At 42.9% G+C, this 17,305-nt stretch carries 11 protein-coding genes; 8 read left to right on the top strand and 3 right to left on the bottom strand.

Annotated features, from left to right (window positions below; genetic code table 11):
* The 4 genes from ACT3TU_RS10520 to ACT3TU_RS10505 form a co-directional block, all read left to right on the top strand.
* On the top strand, positions 1 to 1,950 hold a 1,950-nt coding region (locus ACT3TU_RS10520), incomplete at its 5' end, for an esterase/lipase family protein (protein ID WP_444784340.1).
* Between the two features lie 660 nt (positions 1,951 to 2,610).
* Positions 2,611 to 4,119, top strand: coding sequence for a cytochrome ubiquinol oxidase subunit I (locus tag ACT3TU_RS10515; RefSeq protein ID WP_192523280.1), 1,509 nt, complete (start codon positions 2,611 to 2,613; stop codon positions 4,117 to 4,119).
* Positions 4,119 to 5,135: a cytochrome d ubiquinol oxidase subunit II gene (cydB, locus tag ACT3TU_RS10510; protein WP_192523281.1), complete on the top strand. Its 1,017-nt coding sequence runs from the start codon at positions 4,119 to 4,121 to the stop codon at positions 5,133 to 5,135. The genes ACT3TU_RS10515 and cydB overlap by 1 nt, the downstream gene beginning before the upstream one ends.
* An 85-nt stretch (positions 5,136 to 5,220) precedes the next feature.
* Positions 5,221 to 5,337 (top strand): DUF2474 domain-containing protein, encoded by a 117-nt coding sequence (locus ACT3TU_RS10505; RefSeq protein WP_192523282.1) that lies wholly within the window; start codon positions 5,221 to 5,223, stop codon positions 5,335 to 5,337.
* 317 nt (positions 5,338 to 5,654) lie between these two features.
* Here the strand turns inward: ACT3TU_RS10505 and murU are convergent, their stop codons facing one another.
* Both murU and ACT3TU_RS10495 read right to left on the bottom strand, forming a co-directional pair.
* Positions 5,655 to 6,383 (bottom strand): N-acetylmuramate alpha-1-phosphate uridylyltransferase MurU, encoded by a 729-nt coding sequence (gene murU, locus ACT3TU_RS10500; protein WP_192523283.1) that lies wholly within the window; start codon positions 6,381 to 6,383, stop codon positions 5,655 to 5,657.
* A gap of 100 nt (positions 6,384 to 6,483) precedes the next feature.
* Complete coding sequence (locus tag ACT3TU_RS10495; RefSeq protein WP_192523284.1) at positions 6,484 to 7,605, bottom strand: aminoglycoside phosphotransferase family protein; 1,122 nt, start codon at positions 7,603 to 7,605, stop codon at positions 6,484 to 6,486.
* Positions 7,606 to 7,998: 393 nt separating this feature from the next.
* Between ACT3TU_RS10495 and ACT3TU_RS10490 the strand changes: the two genes are divergently transcribed.
* A complete protein-coding gene (locus tag ACT3TU_RS10490) occupies positions 7,999 to 11,028 on the top strand; it encodes an LPS-assembly protein LptD (RefSeq protein WP_192523285.1) in 3,030 nt (1,009 codons plus the stop codon).
* 182 nt (positions 11,029 to 11,210) lie between these two features.
* Positions 11,211 to 12,614: a peptidylprolyl isomerase gene (locus tag ACT3TU_RS10485; RefSeq protein WP_444784339.1), complete on the top strand. Its 1,404-nt coding sequence runs from the start codon at positions 11,211 to 11,213 to the stop codon at positions 12,612 to 12,614.
* 677 nt (positions 12,615 to 13,291) lie between these two features.
* Here ACT3TU_RS10485 and ACT3TU_RS10480 read toward each other — a convergent pair.
* Positions 13,292 to 14,410, bottom strand: a complete 1,119-nt coding sequence (locus ACT3TU_RS10480) for an endonuclease/exonuclease/phosphatase family protein (protein ID WP_192523287.1) — start codon at positions 14,408 to 14,410, stop codon at positions 13,292 to 13,294.
* Positions 14,411 to 14,827: 417 nt separating this feature from the next.
* On the opposite strand from ACT3TU_RS10480, the gene asd reads away from it, so the two are divergent.
* Both asd and tgt read left to right on the top strand, forming a co-directional pair.
* On the top strand, positions 14,828 to 15,952 hold the full coding sequence (gene asd / locus ACT3TU_RS10475) for an aspartate-semialdehyde dehydrogenase (RefSeq protein ID WP_225735231.1): 1,125 nt from the start codon (positions 14,828 to 14,830) through the stop codon (positions 15,950 to 15,952).
* 172 nt (positions 15,953 to 16,124) lie between these two features.
* Complete coding sequence (gene tgt / locus ACT3TU_RS10470) at positions 16,125 to 17,276, top strand: tRNA guanosine(34) transglycosylase Tgt (RefSeq protein ID WP_192523289.1); 1,152 nt, start codon at positions 16,125 to 16,127, stop codon at positions 17,274 to 17,276.
* The last annotated feature ends 29 nt before the right edge of the window (positions 17,277 to 17,305 follow it).

Below are 17,305 nucleotides of genomic sequence, written 5' to 3'. Positions count from 1 at the left end.
TTGTTTTATGACAGTTTGACCCACGATTTTGAGGGTGCTGACCAAGATAAAAGTCTGAATGCGCAAAACCGTATTCCAAATGACAACGATATTCAGACTCAAGATATCTATAATTCCGCCAATAATGATGTCATTACCCAGTTATACAGATCAGTCAATGGCTCAGGTAAAGTCATGGGTGATACAGACGTAGACTATCTACCAACGACTGCCAGTCATATCGATGACAATAACCTAGCAGCGATTGCCAATCACTCACCACTAAATCCACCACTAAAAGGCAAACTGACTGACCAAGTCAAAGTCATGAAGGTACAAGTTGATGATTATGACCTTGGTATTTATTTGCCCAATGAAAATAGCTATCTGCAAAATGCCCATAAACAAACTTCTGCCCTAGCAGATCTAGTATCTACCTACGATCTACGTCTATCTGGGCTTAACTCAATCAGTAAACGTCCAGGCTTGGGTATCAGTTTAGTGGCTTCATTAGATGATCGTTATACCACCACCATCCGCCAGTTATTGGTGTCATCACTTTCAGATAGATTGAATCGTGAAAAAGACAACGACAGTCAAGGTGATAGCGAGCCAAGTTCGCGCATCTATCCTACTGGACACCTGCTGTTAACGGGATTGATTAAACCAAGTGGCGATAGCGTGCTAGATGTACTGAATAATCGCAAGCTCGATGTGCATTTATATAACCCGTACCAAAGCGAGAGCGTCAATATTCTAAATAGCGACTATCCTCTAGCTGCCAATTTCTCCGCAGGTTATGGCTTGTGGCTGTCAGAGAATCAACTGGATGGTGTGGGTTATCTCAATTTAATAACCCGCCAGCCAGATGCCAGTCTACCCAAACTATTTATGCTTGAGCCTTATGATCCCAATAAGCGCGTACTGATTATGTTGCATGGCTTGGCCTCTAGTCCTGCCACTTGGGTAAATTTGACCAACGATATTCTCAACGACGATAAATTGCGCGATAACTATCAAGTTTGGCAGATATTTTATCCAACCAACTTGCCTATTTTAGAAAACCGCTATCAAATTCAACGTTTGATTAATAGCACGTATCAGCAAACGGACCCCAAAGGACAGAATCGTGCCAGCCAAAACAGCGTGATTATCAGTCATAGCATGGGTGCCATCATCGCGCGTATGATGTTGTCCGATGAAAATCTGGTCGACGACCTAGACACTCTGGATGATAGAGACATTCTATCTAATAGTGAAAAACGTAAAATTCGTGATGTACTCAAAGAGTCGTTCGGCGAAGAGCAACTAAAAGAACGGTTTGAGCTAAGTGCATTACCGCAAGTAGATACGGCTGTGTTTTTATCAGCGCCTTTTCGTGGTACTGATTACGCAGACCGCTGGTTCACACGAGCACTGCGCCGCATTGTCTATTTGCCCGTTGGTTTGGTAAAAACAGTCACTGACAACCTAGCAACGATTGCAACCCAAGGCGACTTGGCACAGAACCCACTGGGAGCTTTATATTTACAAAATGGTGCCAGCCAACTAAGTGATAAGTCTTCCTTTATACAATTAACCAAAGACATCCCCATCAATGATCGCATCACCTACCATTCAATAATGGCCAATAACGATGCTGATATCACCAAAGGTCTGGCCCAAATGCAACCCGGCGGTGCAAAAATAGATTTATCACAAGCAGTAAAAGAAGATACTAAAGATAAATCCAGCAATACGAATAACACTTCAAATCAGCCAGCCGAACCGCTGGTCGCTGCGGTGACCATTGATGAGAACATCAGCCAAGCACTGACTGAGCGTTTATCAGATGGCATCGTCCCTTATACCAGCGCTCACTTAGATGGTGCCACCTCTGAAACCATCATTAGTGGTGGTCATAGTATTCAGTCTAACCCACAAACTATCTTGACCTTGCGCCGTATCTTGCATCAGCAATTAAAGCAGTAACAATATAAAGCTGTCTAACAATACAAGTACACAGGTAATAATAAGGTAACAACTATCTATATATCGTTTAGATACAATATATTTTAAATCAATTTTTATAGGTGTAATCGTAATAAACTACCGATAAATCTCCTTCATTAATTGATAAGTATTACTACATAGCTGTTTTATTATAGACAGTGTTTATTGGTATACCAATAGGCTCGTCGTGACAATTAATAACGGCTTTTTTGAGTGCCATCGAAGCGCTATTGATACTGATTCGTGACTAATAGGTGTGTGGCAATCGTAGCGCATACCTTGCACCATGCTCAATGGAAGCGCATAATATATTGAGATTAAATCAAACCAATTGTTTTATTTAATACAAAATATTTTTAATTTATAGGGATATAAATTATTCACTTTAGCTAAACAGTTTTTGCTTATACCTACCAGATTGTGTGTCATCTCTATCATAATACTTAAGCAAAAACGGTTCAGCTATATGACATTTGCAGCTAAATAACACTTAGCCATTGCCCGTAAATTTTGTCGCCTAGTTAACATTCTTGGCTCAATGCTCAGATGTATACTTAGCATTATAGACAGCTACGGACAGTTACTTGAGCGTATCATGGAAGCTAGCGCTATTCAGCTAACAGATAAGGGTAACCGTTTATGTTCGCTACATTTATGATCAGCCAGCTTGATGCGCTGACGCTTGCGCGAATTCAATTCGCTTTTGTTATTTCATGGCATATCGTCTTTCCTGCTTTTTCTATCGGACTTGCCGCTTTTTTAACGGTGCTCGAATTTCGCTGGCTCAAGAGTGGCGAACCTATCTATGCCGAAGTGTATAAGCATTGGGTAAAAATATTCGCCGTTGTCTTCGGTATGGGAGTGGTGTCAGGCGTCGTCATGTCTTACCAATTCGGCACCAACTGGGCAGTCTTCTCCGATAGAGCCGGTAACGTCATGGGCCCATTATTAGCCTATGAAGTATTAACGGCGTTTTTCTTAGAAGCCTCATTCTTAGGTATTATGCTGTTTGGTTGGGGGCGGGTCAGCAAGCGCATGCATTTTGCCTCAACAGCGATTGTCTCCATTGGTACGCTGATTTCAGGTTTTTGGATTTTGGCTGCTAACAGCTTTATGCAAACTCCTCAGGGCTTCATGATGGGCGCTGATGGCCTACTCTATCCAACCAACTGGCTTGAGATTATCTTCAACCCATCGTTCCCTTATCGCTATGCACATATGATGACGGCGGCGTTCTTGACTACTGCCTTCGTCATCGGTGGTATCGGTGCTTACTATCTGCAATCTAAAAAGCATACTGAACATCGTAAGCATGGTCGTGTGATGCTGGGCATGGCAATGATTATGGCTATCTTTGTTGCGCCTATGCAGATATTAATTGGTGATATGCATGGTCTTAATACACTTGAGCATCAACCAGCGAAAGTCGCAGCTATGGAAGGTATGTGGGAGAATGAGCGCGGGGCGCCGCTCGTGTTATTCGCTATTCCAGATCAAAAAGCGGAAAAGAACCACTATGAAGTTAAAATCCCTTACCTATCAGGTTTAATCCTCACGCATTCATTAGATGGCGAAGTAAAAGGCCTCAAAAACTGGGTACCAGAAGATCGACCTTATGTTCCTATTGTGTTTTGGTCATTCCGAGTCATGGTTGGGATTGGCATGTTAATGTTGCTTGTAGGTCTGTTTAGTCTCTATAAGTATTTTAAAAAGCAACAATTTGATCCTGAAAGCAAATGGTTCCACAGAGCGTGGATGATGATGACGCCACTTGGTTTTGTCGCTCTATTGGCTGGTTGGTTTGTGACCGAAACCGGTCGTCAGCCATGGACAGTATATGGTGTTATTCGTACCGCCGAGAGTATGTCACCCGTTGCTGCACAGCAAGTTGCCACCACGCTGATTGGCTTTATTGTGCTGTATATCTTCGTCTTTGGTGCTGGTAGCTTTTATATCCTACGCTTGATTGCCAAGGGTCCCCAGCCTTACGAAGACCCTGCTGACGATAACTTCTATGAGCACTCCGTTACTGAAGGTCAAGGTCGTACGTTAAGTGGTGATAATAATGCCAGTGACAAAGTAGAACAGGATTCGGCTGAAAGCATCGACACACCAGCGAATGATAAAGACGATGGAGGGTTACGCTAATGTTTAACTATGGTGATGTATTAGATTTACCCTTAATTTGGGGCGGCTTGATTGCCCTGTCTGTCTTTATTTATGTGCTGCTAGATGGCTTCGATTTGGGCTGTGGTATCTTGTTCCCATTTGCTGGCTCCGATAAAAACCGTAGCCGCATGATGAACTCTATTGCTCCTTTTTGGGATGGTAATGAGACATGGCTGGTGTTGGGCGGTGGTGGTTTGTTTGCTGCCTTTCCCGTTGCTTACGGCATCATTATGACTGGACTTTATTTGCCCGTCATCTTTATGTTGTTTGGCCTTATTATGCGCGGTGTGGCGTTCGAATTTCGCTTTAAAGCATCCTCGCACCGCTATGTATGGGACTCTTTCTTCTTTATTGGTTCTGTCGTTGCTACTTTCTTCCAAGGCATTATGCTTGGGGCACTGGTACAAGGCTTAGAGGCGAGCAATCGCTTATATACGGGTGGACCGTTTGATTGGCTCAGCCCTTTCTCAGTGATGTGTGGTATCGCCCTTATGATTGGTTACGCGCTGCTTGGTTCGACGTGGTTAATTATCAAAACTGAGCACAAGTTACAAATTTGGGCACGTAAAGTTTCTGGCTGGATGCTAAGCGCGCTGGTACTAGCGATGATCGCTGTTACGATTTTTATGTTCTTTTCAGATATCGATGCCCTCGAAGGCTGGTTCAGCTTCCCAGGTCTCTTCTATCTGGCACCGATGCCAATTATCGTCGTGCTATTATTTTTCTTGATGCGTAAAGACTTAAAAAGTGAACGCGAATACCGTCCATTCTTATTAACTGTCGCATTGTTTTTGATGGGCTATATTGGGGTTTGTTTCGCGATATTCCCTTATATCGTGCCGTATCAAATGACGATTTATGAGGCGGCGGCTGCAGATACTTCATTGTCATTCATGCTGATTGGTGCCGGTATTATGCTGCCGATTATTTTAAGTTATACTGCTTTTGCCTATTACACCTTTAAAGGTAAAACGGATCATGAGCACATGTATTAAGAAGAATTAATCGCCAATAGTTGCTGTCTGTAATGGCGGCAACTAAACCTAACCAGCTGATTCATACGCTAACTAGGAGCTCGATATGAAAAATCTTAGTAAAAAACAATCACAATGGGCATGGTTCATTGGTTTATACTTTGCAGGATTTTTGGTTGTATTTACCATTGCGCAACTAATTAAACTGGCCATGGGTGTTTGATAGCCAACCCTATATAGTTAAAATACTTTAAAAACGCTACGATACTGCTGGTATAGTTTTTTTGTAGCCTCTGTCTGCGTAGGCACAGCAAGCTAGAAAAAACGGTACCCGCAGTACTTGATGTATCGATTTTACTTTTCACTGACTATACATTCATAAAAAAAGCAGCGTCGATTATTATCAACGCTGCTTTTTTATTTCTAACTTTGTCACGTTCGAACTCTGTCACGGATAGTCAAAACACCTTAAAAAACGCTACAGTACTGCTGGTATCGATATTACTTTTACTGACTATACGTTGGAATTTAATAGGAGTTTTACGCCCCTAAATGGTTATCAGCACCCTTGTTTTCAATAAACTCATTGACCTGCGTCAAACGCTCAAGTGTACCAACATCTACCCAGTTATCCGTTATAACCTCAGCAGTAATTTGAAACTTTATCATCGCTTGTTTAAGCAGTGGCGCTAGTGCAGCGGGCTGACCAGATACCAGCCCATCGACCAGCCTGGGTGACATAACACTGATACCAGCAAAGGTATATTTATCGGCATCTCCAATGGGCTCTTCACTAGCAAGACCATTATTAATGGCGAAATCACCACCATTATTGTGCTCTGGATTGTCTATCAATAATAGATGCGCGCGCTGATCGGCGCCCAGCGTATACTCTCGCAACTGGGCAAAATCATAAGTCGTCCAAACATCTGAGTTGACCAAAATAAACGGCTCGTCTCTTAGCTTGCCTGTCTGTAACGCCTGAAAAATCCCACCTGCGGTTTCTAACGGCTCGTCATCTTCCACTGACCAGTGCAGCTTAACGTTATATTGCGCACCATCACCCAATGTATCCATCAGCTTGTCAGCCAACCATGACGCATTGATAGTGATGTCAGTGACACCGATCGCTTGTAACGCTTTAATATGCCAAACGATAAGCGGCTGCCCAGCCACCTCTACCAATGGTTTGGGGGTTTCAAGTGTTAACGGACGCATACGCGTACCCTTGCCAGCAGCCAAAATCATGGCTTGTTTAATCGTAGACATGTGCGTTCCTTATTATTGTTGTGATTGTTATTATTGCTTCGATGAAAATTTAGCCATGCTCAAACATAAAATGGCTAAAGAAATCCATTGATAACGTATCCTAGATATATTGCTGGGCAAACTTATTTTGATACGCTGGCAATATAGTCTCTCTTAGGTATTCGTTAAACGGTGCTACCGCTTGTTGCATATGCTGGCTGCCACGCGCCTCTAACCATTCTAGCTCAAAGATCAAATCACGCATGACCTTTGGAATATCAGCCAAATAGCGGTCTTTGCCATCGCGCTTAGATAAGCGAATGAAAATCCCCAGCACTTTTAAGTGTCGCTGTACACCCATCACGTTCATATCGTTTTCAAGCTGCTCTACACTATCAGCAGTGGCTAGAGCGGCTTGTTTTTGTAATTGCCAAAAGTCATGAACCCATTGCGATATCTGACTCTCTGACCACTCAACATAAGCATCGCGCACTAGTGACACCAAATCATAAGTATAAGAGCCGACGACGGCATCTTGAAAGTCAATCACCCCTAGACGCGAATAATTTTCTTGGTCTTGCATGAGATTACGACTGTGATAATCACGATGGACGATGACTTGTGGCTGCAACAAAATCTCTTTTATTAATGCGGATTTAAAATCCTCCCATAAGGTTTTATCAAGTGCAATACCGATATAAGGTATAAACCAGTCACTAAATAAATCCATCTCACGATCTAATAATGCTGTGTCATAATCTGGCAATTGATGTTGCGACCTAGCCGTCTCGACTGGGATGGTTTGTAGCGCAACCAACGTCTGCATTGCCAACTGATAATGCTCATTGGTTTGGGTAGGCGCGGCATCGACCAATAAATGGGCAAACTCTATCGTGCCAAAATCCTGCAATACCAAAAAGCCTTTTGCCACATCTTGGGCGATAAGTGCAGGCACATTGATCGCAGATGACATCAGCTTGGCGACGCTAATAAATTGACGCATGGCGTCTTGTTCGTCAGCAGAATCCATGACAATATAACGCGCTGTTTCGACTCCATCACTACCCAACAACTGGATACGATGATATTGGCGGGCGCTAGCGTCACCTGGCAAGCTGTCCAATTTAAAGTTTTGACCAGCAAATACTTGCTGCAACCAGCTCTCTAATTGCTGTAGGCGGCTATTGATATTTGTCTCGGTTGTATTAGGCTCTAAAATTATTTTATCAGTCATAAAAGGCATCGCAGGTTAAATATAAGTCGTAAACAACTAAAGTAGTGATAAGTCGGGCGAATACTTGCTAAAATAGTGGCATCTTTAGTCACAACAGCTGCTGTCATAATGAAATTAAAATAGCATTCAATATTTAGCGCTGGGCACAGTCTCAGCAATTATTTAAAAATAGCTTGTTAAAACACCGCTTAGCTATATTATAAATTTTGGTAAATAGTGTAGCTGATTTGGTTTTTTTTGACTATGATTAGTCGTCATTATATGTAAAACATCTAAACTCTTAAAATAATAGTATTTATTAGTGGGTTTTTAGTCGCTTATTCACTGTGTTATATCTATCAGTAATACGGTTAATAAATTCAGTATCGCTATCCGATAAGCTCTGCAATCATAGGTGTGCCCTTGTTATATTCTCCGCTCTACCAAAGCATCCGTTTGATTTTATTTGGTGCCATAAGCTTGTCAAGCCTAGCCGTCAATGCTGCGCTCAGCGATTCTGACGTGCAGAACTCCAAGCCACTACTCACTGATAGTGCCGATAGCTATGATAATTATGTCTCTGACACAGCAAATAATGCCAGTTTGCCAAGTAGTATCAATGATATCAGTAGTGACACCCAAGATCTCAGCCATCAAAATAGCAATTTTATAGAAGCCCCCTCTTTAGGCATCACTGAAATAGATGAAAGCGGTGATATGATCTCTGAACACCCTTCAAATACAGTTGAGAGCAATCCAGTTGAGAGCAATCCGGTAAATAATGAGATACAGGGTAATGAAACAAGTATACCCGAACTTACTTTGACTGGCCGCAATCTTGATCTCAACGATGAAAGCATTCAAAATAGCTTGATGCGTTTGGCAGAGTTTTATGAGTTGACTCCAGATAGCAAGCCTTCGAAATCGGATAGTATCGATAAAACTTTGAACGCTGAAAACGATAATATTCAGAGTACTGAAACACCCACCCCAGAAACTATCCCCAAAGTAGGTAAAGACTTACAGCTACTGCCCAATACGGTAGATAGCGCACAGCGCTGTGAGGGTCAATGGGTCTACCCAAAAAGCAATCCTAACTATCAGCGTGCCGTAAATGAGGCTGGCGCTACCAATGGCCAGCCAGCAGCCAATCTAAACGGTATTCCAAACAATCAAGCACCGCTGTTTTCAGAGTCAGATTATGGTTATTACGATAATGTCGACTATGCGGAGCTGTCAGGTAATGTCATTATTGATCAGGGTACTCAGCATATAGAAGCAGAAAAGGTCGTGCTAGATTTGAGCACTGGGGTGGCTGCTGCTCAAGGTAAAGTCATGTTTACTGACCAAGCAACGGGTAAACAAGTCCCACGCGATAACGCTTCAAACAACTCAGTAAACAGATCATTAGATAATGCTCAGACTAACCTTAGTGATAAGGCCTCACAAGGCGGCCTTATTGGGGTTGCAGACAGCTTGGCTTATAGTACTGAAACGGGACAATCAACCGCTAATGATGTGGCCTTTGCGAGTGTAGAGCTGCAAGCACATGGTTATGCCAAACGCTTAAATAGACCCAAAGACAATCAATATGAGCTAGATGAAGTAATGTTCAGCACCTGCCCACCGACCAATCGCAAATGGCAGTTTGATGCCAAGAGCATTGATTTAGATACCGACACGGGCCGCGGCGAAGCTTATAATACGACCTTTCGTGTCGCTGATGTACCGGTATTTTATCTACCCTATTTTAATTTCCCGATAGACAGTCGCCGCAGTAGTGGGTTTTTATTACCAAACGCTAGTGTCAGTAGCGAGAGCGGTCTTGAGATTGATGCACCCTATTACTTCAACCTAGCACCCAACTATGACGCGACCCTTAATACCCATGTTTATACTGATCGTAACCCTATGCTCTCAGGTGAATTTCGCTATCTGACCGAAGATTATGGCGAAGGTATTTTTAATGGCTCATATCTACCTAACGATAGAAAATATAACGATGAAGACCGTAGCAGCTTTTTCTACGACCATTATTGGTCATCTAGTAGCATTCCGCGCTTAAGCGGTGACGCCAAATATAGCTACGTCTCTGATGAAGACTACCTCAACGATTTTGATACCTTGGGTTTATCAGACAGCACCTTGAACTTACCACGCCGTGCGCGTGTGAATTATTACAACGATTACGTCAACGGTGAACTAAAAGTAGAGTCTTTTCAGACTCTCGATGCGTTTACCAATAATGGCGAGCCTTTAAAGGATAAAGACAAGCCTTACTCACGGTTACCGCAGCTTAAACTCGATTATCGCTTGCCGTGGGCAAAGAGCTTCGACATCACTGGTGTACATGACTCTGCTTATTTTAAAAAATCCATCGACGATGGTTCTGAGAATGAAAAAAGTGGGACGCGTATCTATAACAAACTAAGCGCTGCCTATCCAATGGAAAAATCTTGGGGTTATATTAATCCCAAACTAAGCTTGCAGCATCTATACACCTCTTATGACGAAGACAGTTTAGCAGACAACCAGTTGAGTAAAGAAGACGGTAGCCAATCGGTATTTGTCCCACAAGCCAGCATTGATGCAGGGTTGAATTTTTATCAAGCGGGTTCACCATTCGGTGCGTTTGACGATACGATGGGCGGCTATCGTTTGCTTAGCCCGCGCTTAAAATATACCTATTCGCCCTATGAAAACCAAAACGACATTCCAAACTTTAACACTCGTATCGCCTCTATCAACTATGAGCAGCTGTTTTCTGATAGTTGGTTTTTAGGCCATGATCGCTTGCAAGATTTGCACTCGATTACCCCAGGTATCAATTATCGTTACATCGATGCAACGGGTGTGACACGTTTTGATGGTAGCATTGCAGAGCAATTTTACATCGATGATGGGCGTGTGACGCTTGACGATGAGCAGCCAGTATTCACCTCGTCGTCTTCGGGGATGGTTTGGGATACTAGCACGCAGCCTTATAATAACTTTTGGGTAGATATCAGCGGTGCACTGACCGATGATTATGATTTAAACTATATTACGACTGAGCTACGTTATCAGCCGTCGGATAATAGTCTATTTAACGTGGGCTTTGTTAAGCGTCAAAGCGATGAAAACACCAATCAGCTGCCATTGTCTGCTTTTACCGCCTCTGCTGTTTTTCCTATCAATAATAACTGGCGTGTATTGGCTCAAGGTCAATATGACTACAATCGTGATAAAATGCTTGATTCGTTAGTCGGTGTTGATTATGAAGACTGCTGCTTTGGTTTTGCAGTTTATGGTCGTCGTTACTATAACGACTTAAATATCAAAGACAAACCAACGCAAGCAATTATGGCTGAGATTAGATTGAACGGTCTCGGTAGTGGTAGCAGCCGCCTAACACGATTGCTCGCTGATAAAGTCTTGGGCTTTGAGCCTGTTCAGACAGCATGGAAGGACTAACAACTTTTGCCAGATTAAACCGTTATTTACATAAAATTGTTTGCATAAATAGCAATAACACATTTTTTATAACCCAGTTTGCAACCCTATTATGGACAACCCAGTCCAATATTTGCCTATTAAGAGTATTGGATAAAGTTGACCGACTACCATCCGATGCGATGACATTGATGAGGAGCATCATGAGATTTTTTTCTTTACGTCAGACCAGCCGCGCTGTATTGCTATCTATGAGCGCCAGTTTAGCGTTTACATTGAGCGCTCAGGCTGCCACTGTTAAACCCGCTACAGCACAAGCGCCTCAAGCAAATGCCGCTGCTGAGCAAGGCAATGTGGATCGCTTAACGCCTGGTAATAGTACAGACGGTATTATTGCCTTAGTCAACGAAAACGCGATTTTGAAAAGTGATTTGGTTGATGCAATTACACAAACCCAAACACGCGCTCAAGCGGCTGGCGAACCCATTGCAAACTCAGAACAGCTGCAGTCTGAAGTATTAAATGCACTCATTTTGCGTGAGCTACAGCTATCGATGGTCAAACGCGTCGGTCTAAACCCTGATGAAGCAGCGATTAATCAGCGCCTTGGTCAAATCGCAGAGTCGCAAGGACTTAATAGTGTGTCAGAACTGCAGCAACGTTTAGATACAGCACAGCCTGGCAGCTATGCTACGCTACGGGCTCAATTGATCGAAGATGCTGCTATTCAAGCCTTACAACAACGCCAAATCAGAAACCGTGTGCGCATTAGCGAGCAAGATATTGATGCGTTTTTGGCATCTCCTGAAGCCAAGCGTTTAAATCAAAGTGAATACCAGACCATTCATGTTCGTGTCCCTTATATGGATGATTATAGCCGTCTATCAGAAGCGCAACGTGATGAGGCGCTGAAAGTAGCAGAAGCATTGCGTACTCGCCTGCTTGCTCAAAATGTGGATGTCGCCGAGGCCGTTGCTGCCAGTCAAGGCAACTATGCTATCCCGCTACAGGGGGGCGATATGGGCTTTCATAAAGCGGCTGCCCTACCTACAGAGCTATCAAGTGAGATTACCAAGCTTGAAGTTGGCGAGGTCAGCGCACCGTTAGTGACACCTGAAGGTATTGATATCATCAAGCTCGCCGACAAAAAATCCAGCGACACGATGCTGATACCGCAGTGGCATACTCGTCACATATTAGTGAAAGTCGATGAACTACAGACAGACGCATTGGCTGAGCAAAAAATCAATGATCTATATGAGCAACTACGCAGCGGCGCTGACTTCGCTGGTTTAGCGTCAACCTATTCGGATGATCCAGGCTCAGCTGGTCGCGGTGGTGATCTAGATTGGGTGAGTGAAGAAGACATGATTGGCCCATTCGAAGCCATGATGAAAAAGACGGCAGTTGGTGATTACTCTGCACCCTTCAAAACCCAGTTTGGCTGGCATATCTTAAAGGTTGATGACAAGCGCCAGCAAGATGTTAGCGATCAATATCGTCGCAGTATGGCACGCCAAGCATTATATCAACGCCTAGCACCGCAAGCCAAAGAAGACTGGCTACAAGAGCTACGTGCGGGCGCTTATATCCAAGTGTTGGGTTAATTAGTTAGTAATACCAAACCCAAAAAGTACGATTAGCTGTGTCAAACTCGTTTAGTCTACAGTGCGTAGCACTTGCACTCGTTTTCCTTGCTACTCTAATTTTTGTGAATGGTATAATATAGTAAGGTAAATTTCAGTAAAGATATTTGAATAAAAAAAGGGTATATGCCAACGCATATACCCTTTTTTTATTTACGTTTATTGAGGCTCTAAAACGCTTGAAGCTTAACTGCTAATACATCAGACGACTCTCAAAATCAGCATAACAATAGAAACAAGCATGAGTGCTATAGGCAATTCTAACTAAAATCGATATGTTGGTAGCCACGTGCTACTCATATTTTTGGGTTGATATAAGACAGTATAAATCAACAATTTACACACAAAGAAAAGCCCCGAACCTAGGGCGATTGGTTCAGGGCTTCGAGACTTCATATTATTGTTATTATACTTCCATATTGACCTATCCTAAGTCATGAACAGTAACGTATAAGACAGCGGGCTGACCTGTACTTTTATTGATACTGCCTCAACACTGCATCCTTGCATATCCTTGTGTTGATGGTTGTATTATAGGGTAATCAGTTTAATGCAACTAGAGGCTAAAGACCTTATTTAACGTAAGCATATGCTTACGTCTTAATGCAAGAATTTATCTCCGTACAGATACTCCAACCTCACTGTGCCTCTACGTGCTCTTTTGAGACTTTTTCGCCTTCTTTCTTACCTTCTTCGATTTTATTATTAGTCTCTTTAATATCTTCTGCTTCCGCATTGGGGCCGTTTTGCTCTTGCTGACTGGTCTTTTCTGGTTCATATTGCAGCGTTGTCATAACAGGAAAGTGATCGGAGCCAATAGAAGGCAGACGCTTAATATCCACGACAGTGAAGCAAGTACTATGGAAAATATGATCCAATGCCCAACGTAAAAATGGATAATTCACATGAAAAGTATTGATAAAATGCCGACCAATACGAGGGTCTAATAATCCTGAAATACGCTGAAAACGACGGGTTGTCTTGGACCACGCCACATCATTGAGATCACCGGCCAGTATCGCTGTTTGATTGTTTTCTTTTATGTGTTTGCCAACCATCAGCAGTTCGGCATCACGGGTGGTTGATTTGTCCGCCTCAGTTGGGCTCGGTGGCATGGGGTGCAAACAGTACAACCAAATCACCTGACCACTTCGCAGGCGCAACTGCGTATGGATAGAAGGTATATCATCGATCATTAAGTACTTAACTTTAGGGTCTATCAACTCAAGCTTAGAATATAAGTGCATACCATATAAATTATCCAGCGGGACTTTGACAGTATAGGGATAATCAGGGTCGACTTGCTGTAGGGCTTTTTCCCATTTTTTATCACTTTCTAGCGTAATCAAAATATCAGGTTGTTTTTGCTTCACCAAGTCGACCAATTTTTGGGTTTCTTCATTCGGCGTTAGTACGTTTGAGACCATAATTTTTAACTGTTTTTCCTGTGCATCTGGCAACTCTTTTGCCTTTTGCACTTCTTTTTTCCATAATCTGGTATAAGGCAAAACCATTCTAAGCTGAAATGCCAACGTAATACTTAAGACGATAAATAAGCACCACTGCCCTAGTTGCCACTCTGACCCAAACATCACCATACCAACCCAAGCAATCACACCAAGCACCATTATTTGAATGCGTGGAAACTCAACGCCGCGCACCCACCAATTATCGAGCGGTATCCAACCCCAAATCGTCACCAATGCGATGAATCCTGCTAGCCACTGAATGCCGTAATATAATAGTGAGAGATCCATAGTCTGTATTAACCGTCTATTAAGGTGATCATGCATGTTTTAACATTTTATGTACTTTAGCATTTCACGCGATTATCGCCTACTGATGCGCTATGATTATGCACTCACTACTATAAAACATTACAATTTTGACTCATTAGTAATAACCATTACTACTCGCTACCTTCGCTCACTGCCAAATATCATTTATTTTGGCAATGGTTAAAATGTGATAAAGCTATGTGCGTTAAAAAAGCTAATATAAAGTAATGTTTATCTTTTAATTAATAACTTAAAGTTATAATAAGCACAATTAATAGTGTATAAAAAATAATGAAAAGTCGCCAAAATGCCTTGCTTTTTATGTTTTTTCACGGCATTGTTATTGGTTGGCAAGGCAACAATTTATTGTAAAAAGGATTAAGTTTCATGAGTAATTTGACAGTAGGCTTGGTAGGCTGGCGCGGCATGGTTGGGTCAGTATTGATACAACGCATGATTGAAGAAAAAGACTTCGATGGCATTACGCCCGTGTTTTTTTCGACCAGCAACGCAGGTGGTGATGCGCCAAGCTTTGACGGTATTCAGACCAGCCAATTAAAGGATGCTCATGATATTGATGCGCTAGCAGCTTGCGATGTGATTATTACCTGCCAAGGTGGTGACTATACCTCAAAAGTTCATCAACCACTACGCGATAGTGGTTGGCATGGTTACTGGATTGACGCAGCAAGTACATTGCGAATGGAAGATGACAGCATCATCACGCTTGATCCAGTCAATCGTACCGTCATTGATAGCGCCCTAGCCAACGGCAAAAAAGACTTTATTGGTGGTAACTGCACCGTGTCACTGATGTTAATGGCCATCGGCGAGCTGTTCAATAGAGGCTGGGTAGAATGGGTCAGCGCCATGACTTATCAAGCAGCTAGTGGCTCTGGCGCTAATAATATGCGTGAGTTAATCAACGGCATGGGCGTGCTGCATGATGCCGTTAAAGACGAGCTGGCTAACCCTGCAAGTGCTATTCTTGAAATCGATAAAAAAATTGCCCAAACCCAACGCTCAGACAATTTCCCTAAGCAATACTTTGGCGTACCATTGGCAGGTAGCTTAATTCCTTACATCGACTCGCAGTTAGAAAACAAACAGTCACGTGAAGAATGGAAAGGCGGCGTAGAAACTAACAAAATCCTTGGTAATAACGCCGAAAACAACATAGCTATTGATGGTATGTGCGTCCGCGTTGGCGCGATGCGCTGTCATGCACAAGGCTTGACCATCAAGCTTAAAAAAGATATTCCATTAGAGGAAATCGAAGCCGCGCTTAAAAACAGCGGCAATCAATGGTTAGATGTGGTCGAAGACGACAAGGAAGCGACCATGAATCGCTTAACGCCAGTAGCAGTAACAGGTACTTTAACAGTGGCAATAGGTCGTCTACGTAAGCTCAATATGGGTCCTGAGTACCTAGGCGCGTTTACCGTTGGTGATCAACTGTTATGGGGAGCCGCAGAGCCATTGCGCCGTATGCTGAACATCATTCGCGAGCAAAACAGCTAAATCAGTTATCTTGAAATTGAACAAAAAAAAGACAGCGATTGCTGTCTTTTTTTTGGTTATAGCAATATCATGTTAAACGGTTATATTGATGACCACGAAACATCCATGTCCAAAAAATGGCGAATAATGCTATAATTAGCACCATTTTCATAGCTTACATAGCGGTTATAATATGCAATTTGTCTTACATAAAACAGCCAGTGGCGTCACGCGTGCGCGCCGGGGTACGGTTCATCTCAATCATGGCGATGTGCAAACACCTGCATTTATGCCTGTGGGTACTTACGGTACGGTCAAAGGCATGCTACCACGTGATATCGAAGCCATTGGTGCGGATATTATTCTTGGCAATACCTTTCATCTATGGCTACGCCCAGGCACTGATGTGATTGATAAATTCGGTGGCTTGCATAAATTTATGCATTGGGACAAGCCGATTTTGACCGATTCTGGCGGTTTCCAAGTATTCAGTTTGGGTGCCATGCGTAAAATCACTGAAGAGGGCGTTAACTTCAAATCTCCTATTGATGGTGCCAAGGTTTTCTTATCACCAGAAAAATCAATGCAGATTCAGTATAGCTTAAACTCTGACATCGTCATGCAGTTCGATGAATGCACCCCTTATCCAGCGACTCATGATGAAGCCAAAAAATCTCTAGAGCTGTCATTACGTTGGGGACAGCGCTGCGTCGATGAACATAAAAGACTGGGCAGCACCAACGCCCTATTTGGTATCATTCAAGGTAGTATGTATGCCGATTTGCGCCAGCAGTCACTCGAAGGTTTGCTCAATATTGGCTTTGATGGTTATGCCATCGGCGGCCTGTCTGTTGGCGAACCAAAAGAAGAGATGATGGACGTCCTAGACTATATCGCCGATGATATGCCAGCCGACAAGCCGCGCTATTTGATGGGCGTTGGTAAGCCTGAAGACCTTGTGGAAGGCGTACGCCGCGGCGTTGATATGTTTGATTGTGTCATGCCGACTCGCAACGCGCGTAATGGTCATTACTTCGTCACCGGTGACACGGACAATGCAGGTATAGTACGCATCCGTAATAGCCAGTACCGTAACGATGAAGGCCCACTGGACCCTGAATGTGATTGCTATACTTGCCAAAACTTTAGCCGTGCTTATCTTTATCATTTAAACAAATGCAAAGAGATGCTAGGTGCGCAATTAGCGACTATTCATAATCTACGCTACTATCAGCGTTTGATGCACGGGATTAGAGACGCCATCGAACAAGACAGCTTTGATGAATTTGTGACTGAGTTTTATAATAAACGCGGACAGACGGTTCCTGAGCTGAATTTACGCTAATTACCATTTTTCTTAATACCGATTATAAA

The organism is Psychrobacter sp. AOP3-A1-26 (assembly GCF_052378235.1).
Classification (GTDB): domain Bacteria; phylum Pseudomonadota; class Gammaproteobacteria; order Pseudomonadales; family Moraxellaceae; genus Psychrobacter.
The sequence above is the reverse complement of the archived record's forward strand: the minus strand, read 5'-3'. Positions and strand labels throughout refer to the sequence as shown.